The 17,336-nt window shown below is 68.2% G+C and carries 13 protein-coding genes and 2 tRNA genes; 5 read left to right on the forward strand and 10 right to left on the reverse strand.

The window, feature by feature from the left end; genetic code table 11:
* Positions 1–15 precede the first annotated feature (15 nt).
* Positions 16–549 carry a J domain-containing protein gene (locus tag C9I47_RS17615; RefSeq protein ID WP_145985500.1) on the forward strand — a complete coding sequence of 178 codons (534 nt, stop codon included), beginning with the start codon at positions 16–18 and terminating at the stop codon, positions 547–549.
* Here the strand turns inward: C9I47_RS17615 and C9I47_RS11185 are convergent.
* A complete protein-coding gene (locus tag C9I47_RS11185; RefSeq protein ID WP_223250106.1) occupies positions 467–1,861 on the reverse strand; it encodes a TIGR03013 family XrtA/PEP-CTERM system glycosyltransferase in 1,395 nt (464 codons plus the stop codon). The genes C9I47_RS17615 and C9I47_RS11185 overlap by 83 nt on opposite strands.
* A 325-nt stretch (positions 1,862–2,186) precedes the next feature.
* Here C9I47_RS11185 and C9I47_RS11190 point away from each other — a divergent pair, with 325 nt between their 5' ends.
* Together C9I47_RS11190 and C9I47_RS11195 are read left to right on the forward strand one after the other, a co-directional pair.
* Positions 2,187–3,113, forward strand: coding sequence for a methyltransferase, TIGR04325 family (locus C9I47_RS11190; RefSeq protein WP_111266812.1), 927 nt, complete (start codon positions 2,187–2,189; stop codon positions 3,111–3,113).
* An 8-nt stretch (positions 3,114–3,121) separates the two neighbouring features.
* Positions 3,122–4,285, forward strand: a complete 1,164-nt coding sequence (locus C9I47_RS11195; protein WP_111266813.1) for an acyltransferase family protein — start codon at positions 3,122–3,124, stop codon at positions 4,283–4,285.
* Positions 4,286–4,393: 108 nt separating this feature from the next.
* On the opposite strand, the gene C9I47_RS11200 is transcribed toward C9I47_RS11195, so the two are convergent.
* The 9 genes from C9I47_RS11200 to C9I47_RS11240 form a co-directional block, all read right to left on the reverse strand.
* Positions 4,394–4,470, reverse strand: a tRNA-Arg gene (locus C9I47_RS11200).
* A 302-nt stretch (positions 4,471–4,772) separates the two neighbouring features.
* A tRNA-Ser gene (locus C9I47_RS11205) sits at positions 4,773–4,865 on the reverse strand.
* A 67-nt stretch (positions 4,866–4,932) separates the two neighbouring features.
* Positions 4,933–5,133, reverse strand: a complete 201-nt coding sequence (csrA, locus tag C9I47_RS11210) for a carbon storage regulator CsrA (protein ID WP_111266814.1) — start codon at positions 5,131–5,133, stop codon at positions 4,933–4,935.
* Positions 5,134–5,279: 146 nt separating this feature from the next.
* Positions 5,280–7,940, reverse strand: coding sequence for an alanine--tRNA ligase (gene alaS / locus C9I47_RS11215; protein WP_111266815.1), 2,661 nt, complete (start codon positions 7,938–7,940; stop codon positions 5,280–5,282).
* Positions 7,941–8,263: 323 nt separating this feature from the next.
* Positions 8,264–8,788, reverse strand: a complete 525-nt coding sequence (gene recX / locus C9I47_RS11220) for a recombination regulator RecX (RefSeq protein ID WP_111268102.1) — start codon at positions 8,786–8,788, stop codon at positions 8,264–8,266.
* An 87-nt stretch (positions 8,789–8,875) separates the two neighbouring features.
* Positions 8,876–9,907: a recombinase RecA gene (gene recA, locus C9I47_RS11225; RefSeq protein ID WP_111266816.1), complete on the reverse strand. Its 1,032-nt coding sequence runs from the start codon at positions 9,905–9,907 to the stop codon at positions 8,876–8,878.
* 210 nt (positions 9,908–10,117) lie between these two features.
* Entirely contained in the window at positions 10,118–10,762 is a 645-nt protein-coding gene (gene lexA / locus C9I47_RS11230; RefSeq protein WP_111266817.1) for a transcriptional repressor LexA, read from the reverse strand.
* Between the two features lie 559 nt (positions 10,763–11,321).
* Complete coding sequence (locus C9I47_RS11235; RefSeq protein ID WP_111266818.1) at positions 11,322–11,822, reverse strand: CinA family protein; 501 nt, start codon at positions 11,820–11,822, stop codon at positions 11,322–11,324.
* Between the two features lie 75 nt (positions 11,823–11,897).
* Positions 11,898–14,567, reverse strand: a complete 2,670-nt coding sequence (locus C9I47_RS11240; protein ID WP_111266819.1) for a TonB-dependent receptor — start codon at positions 14,565–14,567, stop codon at positions 11,898–11,900.
* Positions 14,568–14,970: 403 nt separating this feature from the next.
* On the opposite strand from C9I47_RS11240, the gene C9I47_RS11245 reads away from it, so the two are divergent.
* Both C9I47_RS11245 and C9I47_RS11250 read left to right on the forward strand, forming a co-directional pair.
* The gene (locus C9I47_RS11245; protein WP_111266820.1) at positions 14,971–16,449 is read left to right on the forward strand and encodes a SulP family inorganic anion transporter; all 1,479 of its coding nucleotides are present in this window, start codon (positions 14,971–14,973) and stop codon (positions 16,447–16,449) included.
* A 16-nt stretch (positions 16,450–16,465) separates the two neighbouring features.
* Positions 16,466–17,326, forward strand: coding sequence for a universal stress protein (locus C9I47_RS11250; RefSeq protein ID WP_111266821.1), 861 nt, complete (start codon positions 16,466–16,468; stop codon positions 17,324–17,326).
* The last annotated feature ends 10 nt before the right edge of the window (positions 17,327–17,336 follow it).

Raw genomic sequence — 17,336 nt, forward strand, 5'->3', positions numbered from 1 at the left:
AGATCAGGGGAGTCCATGAAGGCGGACCTGGCCGACATCTATGCGCAGCTCGACCTGCGACCGGACTGCAGCCTGGAGGAATTCCAGTACGCGTACCGGCGCCGGGTCGCGCAACTGCATCCGGACCGTCATGGCGGCCAGTTGCCGCCCGAGATGCAGGACACGCTGGGAACCCTGATTGCCCTGCATGCCAGCGTCTGCGACTTCCACCGCCGCCATGGGCGGATGCCCGGCGCGCTGCCCGCGCCCGGGCCCGAACAGTTGCCGGTCGTCGTCGCGCCCGAGTGGCCGCAGCAGGAGCGCGCGCCTAAACGCTCCCGGCCGTTGCGCACCACACTGACCCTGGCTGCATTGTTCATCGCGCTGATCGCGCTGCTGGCGTCATGGAGCTGGCTGAGTTCGCGCGCGGGCAGCGGCAGGGGCGCATCGGCCGACCTGCATTCCGGCGCCACGGTCCTGGCCGCGCTTACCTCGCGCCGCGTCGGAACAGCACCACCTCGACCGTCTGCAGCAGGATCATCATGTCGAACAGCAGGCCCTGATTCTTGACATAGAACAGGTCGAAGGTGAGCTTCTTCTCGGCATCGGCCACCGAGGCGCCGTAGGGGTAGCGCAACTGCGCCCAACCGGTCAGGCCCGGCTTCACACTGTGGCGCAGGTGGTAGTAGCGGATCTCGCGATTGAGCATCTCGACGAACTGCGGCCGCTCCGGACGCGGACCGACGAAGCTCATCTCCCCGCGCAGGACATTGAACAATTGCGGCAGCTCGTCCAGACGGGTCATCCGGATCCAGCGGCCGACCCGGGTACTGCGATCGTCCTCGCGGCAGGCCCAGCGGGCGACGCCGTCGGATTCCGCGTCGACCCGCATGCTGCGGAACTTGACCAGCTCGAAGGTGGTGCCGTTCTCGCCGACCCGGGTCTGCCGGTAGAGCACCGGCAGACCCGACTCCAGCCACACCGCCAGGGCCACCAGCAGCATCGCCGGCCACGCCACCAGCAACAACGAGCTGGCGGCGACCAGGTCGAACAGGCGCTTGCTGAGGCGGCGGACGAGCGAGTGGTCGAAGCCGCCGGAGAACACCAGCCACGACGGGTCGGCGACGTTCGGCTTCACTACGCCCGCCTCGCGCTCGAAGAATGTCGACAGGTCGGAGACCACGATGCCGCGCTGCGCGCAAGCGAGCATGCCCTCCATCGGCAGGCAGCCACGCCGCTCGTCCGGCGCGACCACGATCTCGTTGACGCCAAGGCGTTCGGCCAACTCGACCAGGCCACGCGAGTCGGGCACCGACAATGCATCGGGCACCTTCACCGGCTGCCCGGGAACGGCGACGAACCCGGCCACCACGAACGACTGCCGGTCCGCCGCCCGGCGCAGGCTGCTGTTGATCTGGGCGGCATTCTCGCCGGCGCCGAACACCAGCACCCGGCTCTTGAAGATATCCGCCCCGACCACCCGCCGCGCCAGCGAGCGCAGCACGACCACGCCGACGAACCCCAACCCCATGGTCATCAGCAGCACGCTGCGTCCGACATAGGTCGACGGCACCAGGTAGTACAGGACCAGCAGGCCGATTCCAGCGAACGAGAACGCCAGCAACAGGCGCAGCAGGAACTCCGAACGCCGATGGCGCAGATAGGCCTGGTAGAGCCCGAAACAGGCCATCGCCAGGACGACGAAGGCCGCCACCAGCCACAGTCTGAACGGTGCGTGCTCGAGGAATATCCCCAGGCCCTGGGGGTCGTCGTGGAAGCGCAGCCACACCGCGAGCTTGCCGGCGGCCACGATCACCAGCGTCTCCAGCAACCACAGCAGGCGCACCGCCCGGCTGGTCCGGCTTTTCGAAACCGCTGTCACCTGATGCTTCTCCCACCGCGGACGGTCGTCAATCGGGTCAGACGCTGCCGGGATCCCGGTGCCCGCCGGCGGGCCTTCCCCGCCCCAGCCGGCCGCCACCGTCGATATCCCTGTCGTCCTCGCGGCAACGCTCACGATGGGCGTCGGCTCGCAGCGCCGGACGCCACATCGGATGTTCAACGCAATGCGGCGGCGATCCGGCCATGCGCATGCGCCGGACCGCATCGGCGCCCGGGACCGGTCGCGTCGCCGGCACAAGCTGTCCTCGCCGCGCCCCTCGTCACGTTCACCACGGCAGTGAACCCCAGCACAGGCAGGTCCGAAGGTGGCGCACGACACTCTCGCCGAAACCCGCAGCGGATTGCGCAGGATCGCCGCCGAAGCGGCCCAGTTGCCGGGCGTGCGGCGGCTGGCCGCACCGGTGTACCGGCGCATGTTCCAGCGACCGTTCCAGGAGGAGGCCTGCTACTACGGCATCTACGGCAGCTATGCGGAAGCGGCCGCCGCGGCCCCGGCGACCCTGCCCAAGTCGTATGACGTGAACGCGTCCGGACGCATGTACCACGACCGGCTCGACCAGGTCAGGGTCAGCGACTTTCCGATGATCCACTGGATCTCGCGCCTGCTGGCCCAGGGCAGCCGCAGCGTCTTCGACCTGGGCGGCCATATCGGCATCAGCTACTACGGCTTCTCGCGCTACATCGACTATCCGCCTGACATGCGCTGGACCGTCCACGATGTCCATTCGGTGGTCGTCGCCGGCCGCGACCTGGCCGGACGCCGCGATGAACGCGGCCTGCTCCACTTCACCGACGCCCGCGAACAGGTCGACGGCAACGACGTGATGATCTCCTGCGGCGCGCTGCAGTATCTGGAATACACCCTGGCCGAGCTGCTGGAGCCGCTGCGCAAGCGGCCGGCGCACGTGCTGATCAACCTGACGCCGATGCACCGCCGGCTCAACTACTTCACCCTGCAGAACATCGGATTCGCGATCTGCCCGTACCGGGTTTCCGCGGTGCCGGACTTCGTGTCCAGCATGGAGCGCCTGGGCTACAGGCTGGAGGACCATTGGGAATCGCACGAGCGCAACCTGCGCGTGCCGTTCTCGCCCGAACACGACGTGGAGTGTTACCACGGCTTCTACTTCAGGCTGGCCAACGATGCGGTGTCGGCAGGGACGCGAGAGGCGGCGCAGGCGGGCGCGCATGGGGAAAGCCTGCCCGATGAGGGCCTCCAGGCCACCGGTTGAGGCAGCCGATGGCCGAGTCCGAGCGCCCCACCGAATCCACGTCCGCGGCGACGCTCGCCGGACCGGTGCCCGAGCGCCCGTCCGCGTCTGCGCGGCAGCGGGTCAACGAGATCGACCTGCTGCGCTTCATCGCGGCGCTGGCGGTGGTGTTCTTTCACTACGCGTTCCGCGGCTACGCCGGCGGCGATCGCACCCTCATGCCCTACCCGCTGCTGGAACCGATCGCAAAATACGGTTTCAAGGGCGTCGAGCTGTTCTTCATGATCAGCGGCTTCGTCATCCTGATGACCGCCGCGAACGGCGACCTGCGCAAGTTCGTGGCCTCGCGGATCGCCCGCCTGTATCCGGCGTTCTGGGCCTGCTGCACGCTGACCTTCGTCGCGATCCTGCTGTTCGGAGGCGACCGCTTCTCGGCTTCGCTGCCCCAGTACCTGGTCAACATGACGATGCTGAGCGGCTTCGTCGGCGTGCCGTCCATCGACGGGGTCTACTGGTCGTTGTTCGTCGAGCTGCAGTTCTATGCCCTGGTCGGCGCGGTGCTGATGCTGGGCAGGATCGGGCAGGCGCAGATCTTCCTGGCGCTGTGGCTGCTGGCGACGATCGTGCTGGAGCTGTTCCCGGTCGGCCCGCTGCGCCGCTTGCTGATCGCCGACTACTCGGCCTACTTCATCGCCGGCGCGGCTTGTTTCCTGATCTGGTCGCGCGGCGGCTCGTGGTTCCGCTACGGCATGATCGCCATCTGTTTCGTGCTGGCGATGCGCGAATCGCTCGGCGGCATCGCCGGATTCGAGCGCCACTTCAATACCGACATGAACGAGATCGTGGTGGCCGCGATCATCGCCGGCTATTTCGTGGTGATGCTGCTGATCGCCACCCGCCGGACCGGCCGCTTCGGCAGGCGCCGCTGGGTGACCGCCGGCGCGCTGACCTACCCGCTGTACCTGATCCACCAGAACATCGGCTACATGGCGTTCAACATCGCCTACCCCACCCTCAATCCGCATCTGGTGTTCTGGGGTACCCTGGCCCTGGTACTGCTGCTTTCGCACCTGGTGCACGTGCAGATCGAGCGTCGCTACGGGGGCGCCCTCAAGCGCGCCTGCGCACGCGTGCTCGGCGCGCTCGGCAGCGGCTACACGCGACTGCGCACCCAGATGTTCCCCTCCACCTGAGCGGCACAGCCGTCGTCCATCGCCGCATGCGAGCGCGGACATGACAATGCGCATGCGCGCAAAACAAAAGGGCCGACGATTTTCTCGTCGGCCCTTTTGCGTCTTGTATGGCGCGCCCGGAAGGATTCGAACCTCCGACCCCCAAGTTCGTAGCCTGGTGCTCTATCCAGCTGAGCTACGGGCGCGTAGTCGGAAAATTATGACTGCAGATAACCACTTCGTCAACAATTTTCGTCCAACTTTTTCACCGTCATCGTCGTGCGTCCATCAGAAGAAATTCATCCGGTCGCAAGCGATGCCCAACACGACATCAAGCCCGCCCGATCATCGACAACGATGAAGGAATCGCGTGAAACGATGCGATCCGGGCAAGCCGTCGCCACGACGATCAGGTCGGTGAACCTGGGTCCGTCGCGTGTTCCTCTCTTGCCGGAAATGGCGGTCCCGGGGGCGACCATGGCAGCCATGGATCCCGGGCGGGAAGAACTGGCGGAGAGTGAGGGATTCGAACCCTCGATAGAGCTTTTGACCCTATACTCCCTTAGCAGGGGAGCCCCTTCAGCCTCTCGGGCAACTCTCCGCGACACACGCAAGCCTGTGCGGGGCGGAAAGCATAACGGCTCACCTCTCCCACGGCAAACTTTTTCTTAGCCTGCCGCCTTGCCAGCATCGTCCGGCGCGTTTTCGCCGCGCTGGATACGCTGATAAATCTCTTCGCGGTGCACCGCCACATCTTTCGGGGCCGTGATACCGATACGCACCTGGTTGCCCTTCACGCCGAGCACGGTGACGGTCACCGTGTCGCCGATCATCAGGGTCTCACCGACGCGACGCGTCAGGATTAGCATCGAGAAATCTCCTCATGCCGGCGCTTCCGCGCCGACGATTGCGTCACTGCCGCCAAGAACAGGTGACGCTTCCGGTGAAAAACACAATTCACAATTATCCTATCGCACGGAGCTCGCCACAAGCGGCAAAACACTCACAGCCGTACTCAACTCAGGCGCTGTTCAACCCAGGCCGGCACCCCGGCCAGGACCGCCCCCAGCTGCGGAGCGTCGTCGCCACCGCCCTGGGCCATGTCGGCACGACCACCGCCCTTGCCGTTGATCTGACCGGCCACGAAGCCGATCAGTTCCCCCGCCTTGACCCGGCCAGCCGCGCTGCCGCTGACTCCGGCCACGAGGGCGGCCTTGCCCCCGGCGGCCCCCGCAAGAACGATAACCGCATCTCCGAGCTGCTGCTTGAGGCGGTCCACCGCCTCGCGCAGCGCCTTGGCGTCAAATCCTTCCAGACGTTCTGACACTACTCGTATTCCACGGATTTCAACCGCGGACCCGGCCAGATCGGAGGTCGCACCCGCCGCCGCCTTGGCCTTGAGGGCTTCCAGCTCGCGCTCGAGCTTCTTCTGGCGCTCGATCAGGGCCCGCAGCTTGTCGCCGACATCGGCCGCCTGGCCGCCAAGCAGGCCGGCCGCCTCGCCCAGCCGCGCCTCCTCGAGGGCGACATGGTCGAGCGCGCCCTGCCCGGTCAAGGCCTCGATCCGGCGCACGCCGGCGGAAACGCCCCCCTCGGAGACGATCTTGAACAAGCCGATATCGCCGGTGCGGGCGACGTGGGTGCCGCCGCACAGCTCGGTCGAGGCCTCGCCCATGCGCAGCACCCGCACCTCGTCGCCGTACTTCTCGCCGAACAGGGCCAGGGCGCCGAACTCCAACGCCTCCTGCATGCCCATGTGATGGACCTCGGCGGCATGGTTGCCGCGGATCTCGGCATTGACCCGACGCTCGATCTCGGCCAGCTCGTCGGCCGATACCGGCTGGAAGTGGGCGAAGTCGAAGCGCAGGCGGTCGGGCGCGACCAGCGAGCCCTTCTGGGTCACGTGCTCGCCCAGCACTGCACGCAGCGCGGCGTGCAGCAGGTGGGTCGCGGAATGGTTGAGGACGGTGGCCTGGCGGCGCGTCGCGTCGACCGCGCCGAGGATGCGATCGCCGCGCTTGAGGCTGCCGGCCAGCAAGCGGCCGACGTGGCCATGGAACTGGCCGGCGAACTTCAGCGTGTCCTCGACCACGAAACGGGTCCCGGCCTCGTCGAGCTCGCCGGCATCGCCGACCTGACCGCCGCTTTCGGCGTAGAACGGGGTGCGGTCGAGGATCACCACCCCGGCCTCGCCCGCCTCCAGGCGCTCGACCGGAACGCCGTCGCGCAGCAGCGCCAGCACTTCCAGCCCCCCTTCGGTCAGGCGGTCGTAGCCGAGGAAGGCGGTCGCCGGCAGCTGCGTCGCCAGCTCGGCCGGCAGACGGGTCGCATTGCCGAACTTGCCGGCGGCACGCGCGGTCTCGCGCTGCTGCTCCATCGCGGCCTCGAAGCCGTCCATGTCCACCGACAGGCCGCGCTCGCGGGCGATGTCGGCGGTCAGGTCGGCCGGGAAGCCGTAGGTATCGTAGAGGCGGAACGCGTCGGCACCGGGGATGGTGCCGTCGGCGCGGGCCGCGACCTCGTCGAAGATGCGCATGCCGGCGTCGAGGGTTTCGGCGAAGCGCTCCTCCTCGGCCAGCAGTGCGCGCTCGATCAGCTCGCGCTTGTCGACCAGTTCGGGATAAGCCAAACCCATCACCTCGATCAGCGGCGTCAGCATGCGGTGGAAGAACGGCTGTTTCTGACCGAGCATCCAGCCGTGGCGCAGCGCGCGACGGATGATCCGGCGCAGTACGTAGCCGCGGCCCTCGTTGCTGGGCAGCACGCCGTCGACGACCAGGAAGGCGCAGGCGCGGATATGGTCGGCGATCACCCGCAGCGACTTGTTGTCCAGGTCGGCGGTGGACGTCAACCGGCCGGCGGCGGCGATCAGGTGCTGGAACAGGTCGATCTCGTAGTTGCCATGCACGCCCTGCAGGACCGCGGCGATCCGCTCCAGGCCCATGCCGGTGTCGACGCAGGGTGCCGGCAGCGGCACCAGGGTGCCGTCGGGCTGGCGGTCGAACTGCATGAAGACCAGGTTCCAGATCTCGATGAAACGGTCGCCGTCCTCGTCGGGCGAGCCGGGCGGGCCGCCCGGGATCTGCGGGCCGTGGTCGTAGAAGATCTCGGTGCAGGGGCCGCAGGGGCCGGTGTCGGCCATCTGCCAGAAGTTGTCCGACGCGTACGGCGCACCCTTGTTGTCGCCGATGCGGATGATCCGCTCGGCCGGCACTCCGATCCGGTCGTGCCAGATCGCATAGGCTTCGTCGTCGTCGTGGTAGACGGTGACAGTCAGTCGCTGCGCGTCTAGTTTCCAGAGCCCGGTCAGCAGCTCCCAGGACCACTGGATCGCCTCTTCCTTGAAATAGTCGCCGAACGACCAGTTGCCCAGCATCTCGAAAAAGGTGTGGTGGCGGGCGGTGTAGCCGACCTGGTCGAGATCGTTGTGCTTGCCGCCGGCACGCAGGCAGCGCTGCACGTCGGCCGCGCGCACGTAGCCGGGCTTCTCGCTGCCGAGGAACACGTTCTTGAACTGCACCATGCCCGAATTGGTGAACAGCAGGGTCGGGTCGTTGGCCGGCACCAGCGGCGCCGACGGCACGATGGTGTGGGCCTTGCCACGGAAAAACTCGAGGAAGTCGCTACGGACCTGATTGGTGCTGATCTTGCGGGCGGTGTCGGAAGAAGTGCTCATGCCTGGCGCTATCGGGGGCTGGGCCGGGGCCGCCGGGCCCCGTTGCCGCCCTCAGGATGGGGTCGACGGCCGGGTCAGGCAACCAGTCGGAAAGCTCGATAGCCTAACAGGCCGGCACGGGCGATGTGTCCTGTGCCAGGGCGCTTTCGCGTATGGCCGGCACGGCCGCGCCGCTGAACGGCCGCCGACACGGGTCCGGCCCGCCTCAAAGCCGCTGCCGCGGCGACACGGCGCGGCGCCCGCACCGGCAACGGGACGCACTCGCGTCCTTCCCGTCCTGTCCTTCCCGGTCGCGCCGGCCAAGGTCGCGGACGACACCGGACTCAGATCATTTCATCCGGGTCGAAACGTGTGGCCGCGCGGATCTGGTCGCCGGCGAAGCCGCGACGGGCGAGCATGTCGGCGGCCTTGCGCCGGGTCGAGAGGTCCCTGAGCGCCTCGCCGCCGCCGTGGCGACGCTCGACCAGGGCCCGGGCAAGCTCGTACCAGTCGCCGTCGAATGTCGCCATCGCGGCCTCGACCGCCTCGCCGTCGAGACCGTGCATCGCCAGCTCGGCACGGATCCTGATCGGGCCGTAGCCGGTGCCGGCGCGACTGCGCACCAGTTGCTCGGCGAAGCGGCCATCGTCCTGCCAGCCTTGCTCGGCCAGCCGGTCGACCGCCGCCTCGGCCTCGTCGCGCTCCAGCCCGCGCGTGGCAAGCTTGTCGATCAACTCGCGCCGCGAGTGTTCGCGCCGCACCAGCAGGCCCAGGGCCCGCTGGATCGGGGTACGGTGCGGCCGCGTCCTGCGCCGCCCGACCCCATGGGCGTCCTTCGCCCGGTCCGGATTGTCCTTGTCCTCGTCCATCCCGCTCAGCGCCGTTGGGCCCGGCACCTGTCGCCGGACCGCACCGATGCCATCGTCCGCCGCCGTGACCGTCGGCAGACGCATGAATCAATCCTCGTCACCACCGTCCTCGTCGCGGTTGGCCTCGGCCGGCACGAACTGCTCGCGCAGGGCGTTCTCGAGCCTGGTCGCGACCTCGGGGTTCTCCTTCAGGTAGTTGCGGGCGTTTTCCTTGCCCTGCCCGATCCGCTCGTCACCGTAGCTGTACCAGGCGCCCGCCTTGTCGACGATCTTGGCGTTCACGCCCATGTCGATCAGCTCGCCTTCGCGCGAGATGCCTTCGCCGTACAGGATCTCGGTGATGACCTGCTTGAACGGCGGCGCCATCTTGTTCTTGACCACCTTGATCCGGGTCTGGTTGCCGATGATCTCGTCGCCCTTCTTGATCGCGCCGATACGGCGGATGTCCAGGCGCACCGAGGCATAGAACTTCAGCGCATTGCCGCCGGTGGTGGTCTCGGGGCTCTGGCCGGGCATCATGATGCCGATCTTCATGCGCAGCTGGTTGATGAAGATCACCAGGCAGTTGCTGCGCTTGATGTTGCCGGTCAGCTTGCGCAGCGCCTGGCTCATCAGGCGGGCCTGCAGGCCGGGCAGTTGGTCGCCCATCTCGCCCTCGATCTCGGCCTTGGGGGTCAGCGCGGCGACCGAGTCGACCACGACCATGTCGACCGCGCCCGAGCGCACCAGCATGTCGGCGATCTCCAGCGCCTGCTCGCCGGTATCGGGCTGCGACAGCAGCAGCTCGTCGACGTTGACGCCGAGCTTGGCCGCATAGATCGGGTCCAGCGCATGCTCGGCATCGATGAAGGCGGCGGTGCCGCCGGCCTTCTGACACTGCGCGATCGCCTGCAGGGTCAGGGTGGTCTTGCCGGAGGACTCCGGTCCGTAGATCTCGACCACGCGACCCTTGGGCAGGCCACCGATGCCCAGCGCGATGTCCAGCATCAGCGAACCGGTCCCGATCACCTCGGCCGCCTCGACCACCCGGTCGCCCATGCGCATGACCGAGCCTTTGCCGAACTGCTTTTCGATCTGGCCCAGGGCGGCTGAGAGGGCGCGCTTCTTGTTCTCGTCCATCGTGGAATCCTTGTAGGTCGCTGAGGGGTATGGGATGAGTCTAGGGGGCGGCGTTCGCAGAGACTGAGATTCCCCGCCCGGCCATCAGATTGCTCGCCGATCCGCCGTGGATCGCTCGGTAAAACCGGCCGCGCCGGATCGGGGCACGACCTGCGAAGGGATAGGAAGCTTCCGATCTCGACCCGGCCGCGCAGGCAGCGAGGACGGCCATCAGCGGCTCGGCCTCACCAGCCCGCAGTACAGCCCCTCGATGGCGAAGTCCTGGCCGGGCTGGACCTCGATCGGCGCGAAGTCGGGATTGCGCGGCAGCAGCCGGATCTTCTCCTTGCCCAGCTTGAGCAGCTTGACGGTGATCTCGTCGTCGATCCGGGCGACCACGATCTGCCCGGAGCGTGCATCGCGGGTGCGGTGCACGCCGATCAGGTCGCCGTCGAAGATGCCCTCGTCGCGCATGGAGTCGCCCTTGACCCGCAGCAGGTAGTCCGGCGCCGGCGAGAAGAAGTTGCGGTCCAGCAGCAGCACCTGGTCGGAACCGATGTCGGCGCCGATCGGCACGCCGGCGGCGACCTGACCCAGCACCGGCAGGCGCAGCGCATCGTCGTTGGCGGCCGCTTGCGCCGGCGAGGCCGCGTCCATTCCTTCCGGCAGACGGCACAGGCGGATGCCGCGGGCGCGCCCGGGCACGCGCTCGATCACCCCGGCCAGCTCCAGCGCCTCCAGGTGGTACTGGGCCGCGCGCACGCTGTTGAAGCCCATCGCGCGGGCGATCTCGGTCTGCGAGGGCGGCATGCCCTCGGCCTCGATCCGCTCGGCGATCAATTGCCAGATGGCGCGCTGGGTGTCGGTGACATTCATGTTAGTAGCAATGCTACTAACCCGGTTCCCGCCAAGTCAAGCCCCCGCCCCAGCGCCGCCGGACGTGGGCTCCCGTAGGCCGCGATTGGGTCCGACGCGAAAGGCCCATCGCGGCTTACGCCGCTCCTACGATATCAGGGCAGGTGACCCAGCCCCCTGAGTCAGGGGGCGATTCGCGCGCAGCGTGAATGGGGGTGTGGCAGCGCAGCGGCGGGGCCCGAGGTTTGCGCAGCAAACTTTGGGAGATATCCGCACGCAGCCGGATATCGTTCCCCCCTGAGTCAGGGGGCGATTCGCGCGCAGCGCGAATGGGGGTGTGGCAGCGCAACGGCGGGGCCCAAGGTTTGCGCAGCAAACTTTGGGAGATATCCGCGCGCAGCCGGATATCGTTCCCCCCTGAGTCAGGGGGCGATTCGCATCGCAGATGCGAATGGGGGTGTGGCAGCGCAACGGCGGGGCCCGAGGTTTGCACAGCAAACCTTGGGGATTCCCGGGCGCAGCCTGGGAATCGCGGCTTGCGCCGCTCCTACGAAGACCCTCTCCCGAGTCCCGAGTCCACTCAGCTCATCAGCTCGATCATGCCGTGCAGGGCCGCGGCGACGGTCTGCCGGCGGATCGCGTCGCGGTCGCCGTCGAAGTGGAACACCACCGCGGTCGGATAGCCGCCGCGACGCTTCCAGGCGATCCAGACCGTGCCAACCGGCTTGTCCTCGGTGCCGCCGGTGGGTCCGGCGATGCCGGTCACCGCGACCGCGGCGGTGGCACCGGAATGCACCAGCGCGCCGGAGACCATCTCCATCACCGTCTCGCGGCTGACCGCGCCGTGCTCTTCCAGGGTGTGAGGCTGGACCCCGAGCAGGGCCTGCTTGGCCTCGTAGCTGTAGGCGGTCATGCCGCATTCGAACCAGTCGGAGGCGCCGGACACGTCGGTCAGCGACTTGGCGATCCAGCCGCCGGTGCAGCTCTCGGCGCTGACCAGTCGGTGGTGCTGGGCGATCGCGGTCTGCGCCACCTGCTCGGCGAGCTGGCGCAGGGCGATGTCGGTGATGTCTGCGTTCATGGCTCCAACTATACCGGTCGCGGACGGCGGTTCTAGCGCCGTCCGCGCGGGCTTCGCCGCACCGTTGGCGGCGACTCAGTAATGGACGCGCAGGGTCACCCCGTACATCGCCGGCGCGCCCGGGAAGCCGTTGTAGGAGTTGAGCGGATCGCCCGGCGCCGGCGACCCCGGCGCCTGCAACGGCGCGTCGAAGGCGACCTGGATGTAGTCCTCGTCGAAAATGTTCTGGCCCCACAACTCAACCATCCAGCGGCGGTCGCGCGAGCCGATGCCCAGGCGCGCATTGAACACCGCGTACCCTTCCTGCACCTTCTCCGCGTCCAGGTCCGAGCCGGTGTTGAAGTCGGACATGTACTTGCCGCCGATGTTGAAGCGGCCCATCAGGTTGCCGCCGAACTCCCACTGGTAGGTCACCGAGGCCGAACCCGACCACAGCGGCGCGAAGCTGGCGCGGCTGCCGGGCAGCTTGTAAAGCGGCCCCGGGAACACGAATTCGGCGGTCGGGGTCTCGTCGCCGTAGCGGGTGTCGGCGTAGGTCAGGCCGCCCTGCACCATCAGGCCCTCGATCGGCGTCTGCCACAGCACCTCGGTATCGATGCCCTGCGAGACGACCTCGGGGATCGAGCGCACCACGAAGCTGGTGCCGAGGAAGCTGTTGAGCTGGAAGTCCTCGTAGGTCTGGTGGAACAGGGTCGCGTTGAGCAGCAGGTTGCCGTCCATCCAGGTGGTCTTGGCGCCCAGCTCGTAGCTGTCGACGAACTCGCCCGGGAACGAGGTGTCGGCGACCGGAACGATGCCGGCGCCGCTGCTGGACTGGCCGTCGGCCGACTGCACCCGGTCAAGGTTGAAGCCGCCGGCCTTGTAGCCGCGCGCGGCCGACACGTAGGTCATCACCGAATCGTTCCAGCGGTAGGCCGCCTTGAGCGTGCCCGACCATTCCTTTTCCTCGCGCTCCTGGTGGCTGCTCCGGCCGTTGTGCAGGGCGTTCGCCCACGGCAGGCACATGAACCCCACCACCTGCGGCGCCAGCTGGCCCAGCAACGCGGCCTGCTGTTCGGGGGTCAGCGCGCCCAGCGGGACCCCGCGCGCCAGCAGGGCCTGGGCCACGCCGCCGGCGGGATCGGCCAGCGCCGCCGCGCAGCCGGGGCTGCCGTTGGGATTGCTGTAGACCGAATCCAGCTCCTTGTCCTCGCGCGTGTAGCGCAGGCCCAGGGTCAGATCGAGCGCATCGGTCGCATGCCAGGTGTTGTTGGTGAACAACGCGTAGCTCTTGGCATTCTGCTGATAGCGGTCGAGCGCGCCGAGGCCCGAGAAACCGGTGCCGAACGGCTGTCCGGTGACCTGCGAGAAGAACGCCGCCGGATTGCTGGTGTCGATCGGCAGGCCCAAGCCGGTCACCCCCGCGGCGACCCGCTGGAACACCAGGGTCGAGACGTAGGGCTCGTAGCCGGCGCCGACCCGGTAGGAATCGTTGCGCTTGAGGTCCTCGTCGGAATAGAACGCGCCGACCATCCAGTCGAAGGCGTCGGTCGATCCGGTCAGGCGCAGCTCCTGGGTCAGGGTCTCGAAGCCGGTGAAGGACTCGTCGCGGTCGGCATTGCGGTAGATCAGGTCGGCGGTGCTGAAGTCGAAATCCAGGCCATTGATCGCCTCCCAGTCGCGGCTGGCGGTGATCGAGGTCAGGGTCGCGCCGCCGAACCACGGCGTCTCCCAGTTCACCTCCATCGACAGGCCCTTGTCCTTCAGGTCCTGCTCGGTGCTGCGGTTGCTCCAGACCTCGCGCCTGGACGGATCGGCGACCGGGATCACACCCTCGTCCGGCGCCAGCGCGTCGATGATCGGGGCGGTCGCGCCGCGAACCAGGGTCACCGCGGTGCAGCAGTTCTCCTCGCGGCTGGTGAAGTCGGCGATGAAGTTGATGTCGAGGGTGTCGGTCGGCTCCAGCAGCAACTGGCCGCGCAGCGAATGGAAGTTCTGGTCGTAGTCCTCGTCCTCGCGCCGGGGGCCGCCGCCGGTATGCACGTCGACCCAGCCGTCGCGTTGACGCTTGGCGGCGTAGACGCGCAGCGCCGAGTTCTCGCCCAGCGCGCTGTTGAAGGTTCCGGCCACGCCGAGCGCGCCGTAGTTGCCGACAGTCAGCTCGCCGTCGACATAGGTGTTGTAGTCGGGGCGGCGGGTGATGACATTGATCACGCCGGCCGAGGTGTTCTTGCCGAACACCGTGCCCTGCGGGCCCTTGAGCACCTCGATCCGCTCGATCTCGCCCAGATCGCCGAAACCGACGCCATTGCGCGGCCGGTAGACGCCGTCGATCACCACACCGACCGACGACTCCAGGCCGGCGTTGTCGCCGACCGTGCCGATGCCGCGGATGCGGGCCACGGTCTGCACCTCGCTCTGGGTGCTGCTGACGGTCAGCCCCGGCACCAGCAACTGGACATCCTTGATGTCGCGCACGCCGGTGTCCTGCAGCAACTGCTCGGGCAGCGCGGTGATCGCGATCGGCACGTCCTGCAGGATCTCCTCGCGCTTCTGCGCGGTGACGACCAGGCCCGAGAGGGTGGTCGTCCGCGCCTCGTCCTGCGGGTCGGCATCCGTGGCGACGGCGTCCTGCGCGCGCGCCTGCGCCACCGGCACCGTCGCCAGCGCGCAGGCGATGGACAGGACCAGCAGACGGGGGGCGGGCTTGCGAATTGCGGGCTTGCGAATTGCGGGCTTGCGAGTCACGGGCTTGCGGACATTCATCACACTCCTCCCCTGAAGTGCATGGATCGATGGTCAGCCAACACTCACCCCTTCCGTGGCGTGAAACCAGAAGCGTGGTCTCTTGCGTTGCGTCAAGCCCGGCGATGCCGCGGCAATCGCCCCGGCGGCGCCAGGGTACCCCAGTACCCCCCGAACGCCTTCCGTACGGCCTGGAACGGTGCCGAAACTAACACGTCCGCCGGCCCGCGCATGCCGCATCGCAACAGACGCCGGTCCCGCCCCGGCCGTGACCGGCTTCCGGTATCATTGCGCGCCGTGTTCGCCGACGGTGTTCCGGTCGCCCCGTCCCGACCTCCGCGCACCCAGCCGTCCTCCCGGCTGACCGGCCCCCGCACCCCCTCCGCCTCTCAAATGCTGCGCCTCGGTGCGGCGGACTCCGCTCATGTCCCATACCCTCCGCCAGCAATGGTTCTCCAACATCCGCGGCGACGTCCTTGCCGGACTCGTCGTCGCCCTGGCCCTGATCCCCGAGGCGATCGCGTTCTCGATCATCGCCGGCGTCGACCCCAAGGTCGGCCTGTACGCCTCGTTCTCGATCGCGGTGGTGATCGCCTTCACCGGCGGCCGCCCGGGCATGATCTCGGCGGCGACCGGCGCGATGGCGCTGGTGATGGTCGACCTGGTCAAGGACCACGGCCTGCAGTATCTGCTCGCCGCGACCCTGCTGACCGGCGTGTTCCAGATCCTCGCCGGGGCGCTGAAACTCGGCTCGCTGATGCGCTTCGTCTCGCGCTCGGTGGTCACCGGCTTCGTCAATGCGCTGGCGATCCTGATCTTCATGGCCCAGCTGCCGGAACTGACCGGGGTGAGCTGGCAGGTGTACGCGATGACCGCGGCCGGGCTGGCGATCATCTACCTGTTCCCGCGGCTGACGAAGGCGATCCCGTCGCCGCTGGTCGCAATCGTGGTGCTGACCGCGGTGGCGATCTGGCTGGGGCTGGACATCCGCACGGTCGGCGACATGGGCGAACTGCCCGACAGCCTGCCGGTGTTCCTGCTGCCGGAGGTGCCGTGGAACCTGGAGACGCTGCGGATCATCGCGCCGGTCTCGGCGACCCTGGCGGTGGTCGGCCTGCTGGAATCGCTGCTGACCGCGCAGATCGTCGACGAGCTGACCGACACGCCCAGCGACCGTAACCGCGAATGCGCCGGCCAGGGCGTGGCCAACATCGCCACCGGCTTCATCGGCGGCATGGCCGGCTGCGCGATGATCGGCCAGTCGGTGATCAACGTGAAGTCCGGTGGACGCGGGCGCCTGTCGACCCTGATCGCCGGCGTGGTGCTGCTGATCCTGGTCGTGTTCGCCGGCCCCTGGGTCAAGCAGATTCCGATGGCCGCGCTGGTCGCGGTCATGGTGATGGTCTCGATCGGCACCTTCAGCTGGGGCTCGATCCGGAACCTGCGCACCCACCCGCGCAGCTCCAGCGTGGTGATGATCGGCACGGTGGTGGTCACCGTGTTCACCCACGACCTGGCCAAGGGCGTGCTGACCGGGGTACTGCTGTCGGCGCTGTTCTTCGCCCGCAAGGTCGGCCAGGTCCTGCACGTGGCCTCGAGCGCGAGCGCCGACGGCCGCGAGCGGACCTACACGGTGACCGGCCAGGTATTCTTCGCTTCGGCCGAGCGCTTCGCCGCCTCGTTCGATTTCAGGGAGGCGCTGGACCGGGTGGTCATCGACGTCTCCGACGCGCACTTCTGGGACCTGAGCGCGGTCGGCGCGCTGGACAAGGTGGTGATCCGGTTCCGGCGCGAGGGCGCCCAGGTCGATATCGTCGGTCTGAACCAGGCCAGCCGGACCATCGTCGACCGCCTCGGCGTGCACGACAAACCCGATGCCGAACGCCTGATGGGCGGCCACTGACCGAGGAGCCGATGCGATGAATTCATTGATCAGGAACGACGGCCAGGTGCTCGCCGCACTCGACCCCTCCGGTTACGCCGACAGCGTCGCCGATCACGCCGGCTGGGCCGCATCGCGGATGCGGGCGCCGCTGGCGCTGATGCACGCGCTGGACCGCAACGGCACCGGGTCCAGCCGGGACCTCAGCGGCAACCTGGCGCTCGACAGCCGCGAGGCGTTGCTCGAGCAGCTCGCGACGCTCGATGCCGAGCGCGCGAGGCTGGCCCAGGAACAGGGCCGGAGCCTGCTCGAACACGCGGCCTCGCAGGTCAGGGAGCGCTTCGACCTGGAAGCCGACACCCGGCTCCGCCACGGCGCCCTGGTCGACAACCTGCTCGACGCCGAGGAACAGGTGCGGCTGTTCGTGATCGGCAAGCGCGGCGAGCATGCCGACTTCGCCAAGGGACACCTGGGCAGCAACCTGGAGCGCGTGGTCCGCGCGGTACGACGCCCGGTGCTGGTGGCCTCGCGGGCGTTCCGGCCGGTGCAACGGTTCATGATCGCCTTCGACGGCAGCGCCACCACCCGCAAGTGCGTGGACATGGTCGCCGCCAGTCCGTTGCTGAAGGGCCTGCCCGGGGTATTGCTCGCCGCCGGCGACGCTGCCGCGGGCATGGACGACGCGGCGGCGCAACTGCGCGAAGCCGGTTTCGCGATCGAGACCGCGACGGTGCCGGGCACCGCCGACGCGGTCATCGCCGCGCAGGTCGCCGAACGCGGGATCGACCTGTTGGTGATGGGTGCCTACGGCCACTCGCGGATCCGCCAGTTGATCGTCGGCAGCACCACCACCGAGGTCCTGCGCACCTGCGCGATCCCGGTCCTGCTGCTGCGCTGAGCGGCCACGG

The organism is Marilutibacter maris (genome assembly GCF_003233695.1).
Classification (GTDB): domain Bacteria; phylum Pseudomonadota; class Gammaproteobacteria; order Xanthomonadales; family Xanthomonadaceae; genus Marilutibacter; species Marilutibacter maris.

Bases quoted from the DNA above. Each gene is read 5' to 3' on its own strand.
- C9I47_RS17615 (WP_145985500.1), top strand. From the start codon at position 16: ATGAAGGCGGACCTGGCCGACATCTATGCGCAGCTCGACCTGCGACCG.
- C9I47_RS11195 (WP_111266813.1), top strand. From the start codon at position 3,122: ATGGCCGAGTCCGAGCGCCCCACCGAATCCACGTCCGCGGCGACGCTC.
- csrA (WP_111266814.1), bottom strand. From the start codon at position 5,133: ATGCTAATCCTGACGCGTCGCGTCGGTGAGACCCTGATGATCGGCGAC.
- alaS (WP_111266815.1), bottom strand. From the start codon at position 7,940: ATGAGCACTTCTTCCGACACCGCCCGCAAGATCAGCACCAATCAGGTC.
- recX (WP_111268102.1), bottom strand. From the start codon at position 8,788: ATGGACGAGGACAAGGACAATCCGGACCGGGCGAAGGACGCCCATGGG.
- recA (WP_111266816.1), bottom strand. From the start codon at position 9,907: ATGGACGAGAACAAGAAGCGCGCCCTCTCAGCCGCCCTGGGCCAGATC.
- lexA (WP_111266817.1), bottom strand. From the start codon at position 10,762: ATGAATGTCACCGACACCCAGCGCGCCATCTGGCAATTGATCGCCGAG.
- C9I47_RS11235 (WP_111266818.1), bottom strand. From the start codon at position 11,822: ATGAACGCAGACATCACCGACATCGCCCTGCGCCAGCTCGCCGAGCAG.
- C9I47_RS11240 (WP_111266819.1), bottom strand. From the start codon at position 14,567: ATGAATGTCCGCAAGCCCGTGACTCGCAAGCCCGCAATTCGCAAGCCC.
- C9I47_RS11245 (WP_111266820.1), top strand. From the start codon at position 14,971: ATGTCCCATACCCTCCGCCAGCAATGGTTCTCCAACATCCGCGGCGAC.
- C9I47_RS11250 (WP_111266821.1), top strand. From the start codon at position 16,466: ATGAATTCATTGATCAGGAACGACGGCCAGGTGCTCGCCGCACTCGAC.